General features: G+C 62.1%; 4 protein-coding genes and 1 tRNA gene. 1 reads left to right on the top strand and 4 read right to left on the bottom strand.

The genetic code is table 11. The features are described from left to right. From EOC93_RS32585 to EOC93_RS32575, 3 genes are all read right to left on the bottom strand, one after another. Positions 1-941, bottom strand: a 941-nt coding sequence (locus EOC93_RS32585) for a glutamine synthetase family protein (protein ID WP_164759376.1), incomplete at its 3' end; no start/stop codon positions are given. A 96-nt stretch (positions 942-1,037) separates the two neighbouring features. After that, entirely contained in the window at positions 1,038-2,600 is a 1,563-nt protein-coding gene (locus tag EOC93_RS32580) for an amino acid permease (RefSeq protein ID WP_127206658.1), read from the bottom strand. 19 nt (positions 2,601-2,619) lie between these two features. Next, a complete protein-coding gene (locus tag EOC93_RS32575) occupies positions 2,620-3,438 on the bottom strand; it encodes an N-formylglutamate amidohydrolase (RefSeq protein WP_095484033.1) in 819 nt (272 codons plus the stop codon). 133 nt (positions 3,439-3,571) lie between these two features. Between EOC93_RS32575 and EOC93_RS32570 the strand changes: the two genes are divergently transcribed. Then, on the top strand, positions 3,572-4,399 hold the full coding sequence (locus EOC93_RS32570) for a MurR/RpiR family transcriptional regulator (protein ID WP_127206657.1): 828 nt from the start codon (positions 3,572-3,574) through the stop codon (positions 4,397-4,399). Positions 4,400-4,597: 198 nt separating this feature from the next. Here the strand turns inward: EOC93_RS32570 and EOC93_RS32565 are convergent. Next, positions 4,598-4,674: transfer RNA gene (locus EOC93_RS32565), tRNA-Met, on the bottom strand. Positions 4,675-4,715 lie beyond the last annotated feature (41 nt).

Here is a 4,715-nt window from a genome sequence, read left to right as displayed (position 1 = left end):
GAATTGATGTAGGGTGCCAGGAACCAGGTGAATTCCTTGGCGTATTTGAGCTGGCCAGCCGCCCATTGCTGACCAAGCGTCGACAGCGTCCATTCAGCATTCTTGTCGTAGAAAAGCGGCGTCTTGCCATCGGCGCTCCACAGCGAATTGTGGATGTGGCTGGAATTGCCGGCCAGCCCATAATTGTATTTTGCCATGAACGAAATCGCCTTGCCTTCGGACTCGGCGATTTCCTTGGCGCCGTTCTTCAGGATGACGTGGCGGTCGGCCATGTCGATCGCCTCGGCATAGCGCACATTGATTTCTTCCTGGCCCGGACCCCACTCGCCCTTGGAGTTCTCGATCGGAATGCCGGCTGCTTCCATCTCGTTGCGCAGCCGGCGCATGACGCCTTCTTCCTTGGTGGTGATGCCGATCTGGTAGTCGCCGATATAGGGGGAGGCGGTGTCGAGGCTCTGCCAGTGCTTCTTGCGGGCGGAATCGTAAGTTTCGCTGAACAGATAGAATTCGAGCTCGGAGGCGAAATAGCCGATATAGCCACGCTCGCTCAGCCGCTTGACCTGCTTCTTCAGGATGGCGCGCGGCGAATGCGGCAGGTCGTCATGGGTGTGGTGGTCGAGCACGTCGCAGATCACCAGCGCCGTCTTTTCCAGCCATGGAATGCGCCGCAGCGTCGCCAGGTCCGGCTTCATGACGAAGTCGCCGTAACCCTTCGACCAGCTCGCCGCCTTGTAGCCTGGCACCGGTTCCATATCGATGTCGGCGGCCAAGAGATAGTTGCAGCCATGCGTCTCGTCATGGGCGGACTCGACGAAATACTGTGCCAGGAACCGCTTTCCCGCCAGCCGGCCCTGCATGTCGACAATGCAGGCCAGCACCGTGTCGATCTCGCCGCTGGAGACCGCCTTCTTCAACTGATCGAACGAGAAATTTCCGGCCATTCCTTTGGCACTCCAGTGCTTGTTGTTTAGGGCTTGTCGCCTTGAATATGTGGAAAGCCATGGCCGGCAGGCGCCGGCCATGGCGATGGAGAGGTGTCAGGCGCCGGCTTCGCCTATGGCTACCTCGGCAGCCTTGATCGCTGCCTGACGCTTGGCAATCTGGTCGCCGACCGGCGGGCCCTTGAAGCGGCGGTTCTCAAAGCCGAACCAAAGCACGGCGGTCAGCACGATGAAGCCCAGGGTGATATAGAGCACCTTGTCGTTTGGCGGCTGGATGGCGATGTAGAAGATGATCACCATGCCGATGACCGACAGGATGCAAAACAACTTGAACAGGCCGGCGCCGAGATTCCACGGGCCGGGATTCGGCCATTTCTCCGTTCCGAAAGCCATCATGCCGAGCACGATCGGAATGATGAAGGACAGGAACAGGAACACCAATGTCGAATTGACGACGATGGTATAGATGTTCGTGCCACCGATCGAAATGAACTGGGCAAGAAAGACATAGATGATCTCGAGGACCGCAGCCGTCCAAATCGCATTGACCGGCGTGCGCCAGGCCGGGCTGACCTTGGCTAGCGAGGCCGAGCCGACCGGCATGCCACCGTCACGCGAGAAGGCGAAAAGCATGCGCGAGGCAGAGGTGACCGTTGCGAGACCGCAGAGGAACTGCGCGATCAGGATGGCCAGATAGAGCAGCGTCTTAAGCCACGACGGCAAGATCGCGTCCATCGTCGCGAAGAACACGCCCCAGCCCTGCTTGGCGCCGGCCGCCAGATCGGGGATCGCCAATACGATCGCGCATAGCATCACCCAGCCGATCAGCGATGACCAGAGCACGGACGAAACGATCGCCCGCGGAACCGAGTGCGCTGCCTTCAACGTCTCTTCCGAAGTATGCGCCGACGCGTCATAGCCAGTGATGGTGTAAACCGGCAGTAGCAGGCAGAGCAGGAAGAGATACCCCATGGAATCGGACTGCGGGAAAACGCCGCCGCCTGCATCACCCGAATAGTTCGTGAACGTCCACAACCGTGTGATGTCGATCGCAGGAGCAAACATCAGGCAAGCGACGATCAGCACGGCTGTCGTTGCCAGGATCAGGAAGCCGGAGGCGTCCGTCAGCATAGCCGTCAACTTGATGCCGAAATGGTTGAGCAGCGCCTGCAACACGGTGATGAAGGCGACAAACCCGACGATCTCGCCAGGCGTGCCAGTCATGCCGAAGGCTCCGCCGAAAGTGCCGACGAAGAAGAAAGCAGTGCCGATGTTGATCGCGCCGAGCACCGTAATCAGGCCAAGCAGGTTGAGCCAGGCGGTGAGCCAGCCGGTGAAGCGGTTGCCGAGGATCGACGCCCAGTGATAGAGGCCGCCGGCGGTCGGAAACGCCGAGGCGATCTGCGCCATGGCGAGCGCAAAAAATCCGGAAACGGCGCAGCCGACGATCCAGCCGATGCCGGCGCCTGCGCCGCCGATCGACGACGTGGCTTGCGCGAAGGAGTTGATGCCACCCGACAGGATGCAGATAATCGAAAACGAGATGGCGAAATTCGAGAAGCGGCTCATGCTTCTCGACAGTTCCTGGGCATAGCCCATTCCGTGAAGGACCTTCAGATCCTCCTTCTTGTCGACGTCCGAATAGTCTTGCGCTGACATTTTTGTCCCCTTCTGGTTCTTAGTTGGCCGATTGTGCTGACTTTCCCACTGCGCTTGCTCGGGAGCCCCTGGCCGCCTCGGGCTCCAGATCTAGAAAAATGCCTGTGAGCAGGTCCGCCCATTTTCGCTGCCCGGCCTCGCCGGAGATCTCGTCGTTGCGGATTTCGATCATCGCGCAGGGTAGCCCCCGCGGGCGCGCGTGGCGTTCCAGCGTGAAATAAACGCGGTCGGCCGGCGAATAGGGTTCGTTGACGCCGACTGTGACGCCGGCGAGCCGCCGCAGCGCGGCGATAAGCGGCGCCGCGAGCCGGCGGTCCTCGTCGTGGATGATGCCGATATGCCAAGGCCGGTTCATACCCTTGTAGACCGGGGTGAAGGAATGGATTGAAACCAGCCGCGTCTCGAGCCCGCGCGCCAGCCTTTTGTCGATGATGCTCGCGAGCGTGTCATGGAAGGGTTGCCAGGACAGAGCGATGCGCGCGGCGCGCTGCTTTTCCGACAGGCCAGCATTGCCCGGAATGGCGGTGGTCTCGCTGACCGGCGGCACCAGGTCGGGCGCATCCAGTGGCCGGTTGCAGTCGATGACAAGGCGCGAAATGCGGGTCTCGACCAGCGTCGCGTCGAGCGCCTCGGCCATGCGGTGGGCGACTGGCAGCGCGCCGGGGTCCCAGGCGATGTGGCGGGAAAGCTGCTCGGCAGCAAGGCCGAGCGTTCCGAATTCCGGCGGCAGGAAGTTGGAGGCGTGGTCGCAGGTCAGCACGAATGGGCTCGAACCGCCGGGGTTTGTCACCCTCACGGTTTCAGGCAATGCAAGGCTGGCGGGCCGTGCTGTCTCCATTGTCCTGTCGTCCCCGGGAGCGCTGTATCGTATGTTACGTATTTTACCTCATTGCGTCCCTGCGGATGATTTCATACAGTTTGTCGGGCTTTGTCAAACGCGATTTCGGCAAAGCGGCCAGGGTGGGGAAAAGATGATTTCGAGCATCGCCGAACTGATCTCGGACCGCATCGGCACGATGCCGGCGGGCGAGCGCCGCGCAGCGCAAACGCTGATCGCCAACTATCCGCTGATCGGCCTGAAGACGGTCGCCGAGTTCTCAGCTGTCGCCGGCGTCTCCTCGCCGACGATCCTGCGTTTCGTCGCCCGGCTCGGCTTCCAGAACTACCCGGAATTCCAGTCGGCGCTGCAGGACGAACTGGCGGCGCAATTGCAATCGCCGGCATCGCGGACGCTCAATCCGTCGGCGCTGGGCGGCGGCGCGGTATCGCCGATGCTGGAGGCAACGCTCGACAACATGCGCGAGACGTTCCGGCATCTGTCCGACAAACAGCTTGCCGACATCGTCGCAAAGCTTGCCGACCGGCGCGGCAAGACGTTCCTGATCGGCGGCCGCTTCACCGATCCGCTGGCGCGCTACATGGCCGCCCACCTCGCCATCGTCCAGCCCAACGTCTTTCACCTCGCCGGACAGGAAAGCGTCTGGCGCGACCGGCTGATCGACATGGGCAAGCGCGACGTGCTGGTGATCTTCGACATCAGGCGCTACCAGGACAGCCTGGTCCGCTTTGCCGAGACGGCGCATCAGCGCGGCGTGCAGATCGTGCTGTTCACCGACCAGTGGCTGTCGCCGATCGCCCGCTTCGCCCGCCATGTCATCGCCGGGCGCACCGCCGTGCCCTCGGCCTGGGACTCCTCGGCGGCCCTTTTCGTCGTTGCCGAAACCCTGATTGGCGCCGTCACCCGGCAGCTCGAGGCCGACGGCGCCAAACGCATACGCGAGTTGGAAAGCCTGCGGTAGGGCGACGCGGCCTGAACCTCGCCGACGTTCTCACCCGGATCGTCCACGGCCATGCCAACGGCCTAATCGACGAACTCCTGCCGTGAGCCTACGCCATCGGCTGAAAGCAGGCCGTGGGCTGAGAACCGCGGTTACAAGGCGACCCCGTGCCGGGACCCAAACGCAAAACGGCCCGCGTGAAGCGGGCCGTTTTTGATTTGGTTGCGGGGACAGGATTTGAACCTGTGACCTTCAGGTTATGAGCCTGACGAGCTACCGGGCTGCTCCACCCCGCGTCAACTTAACGGCGAATGCCGGCCGGGCAGCCCGGACTTTT

This window comes from Mesorhizobium sp. M6A.T.Ce.TU.002.03.1.1, assembly GCF_003997275.1.
Classification (GTDB): Bacteria; Pseudomonadota; Alphaproteobacteria; order Rhizobiales; family Rhizobiaceae; genus Mesorhizobium; species Mesorhizobium mediterraneum.
This window is presented reverse-complemented; position numbering and strand designations above follow the sequence as displayed.

Bases quoted from the DNA above. Each gene is read 5' to 3' on its own strand.
- EOC93_RS32570 (WP_127206657.1), top strand. From the start codon at position 3,572: ATGATTTCGAGCATCGCCGAACTGATCTCGGACCGCATCGGCACGATG.
- EOC93_RS32580 (WP_127206658.1), bottom strand. From the start codon at position 2,600: ATGTCAGCGCAAGACTATTCGGACGTCGACAAGAAGGAGGATCTGAAG.
- EOC93_RS32575 (WP_095484033.1), bottom strand. From the start codon at position 3,438: ATGGAGACAGCACGGCCCGCCAGCCTTGCATTGCCTGAAACCGTGAGG.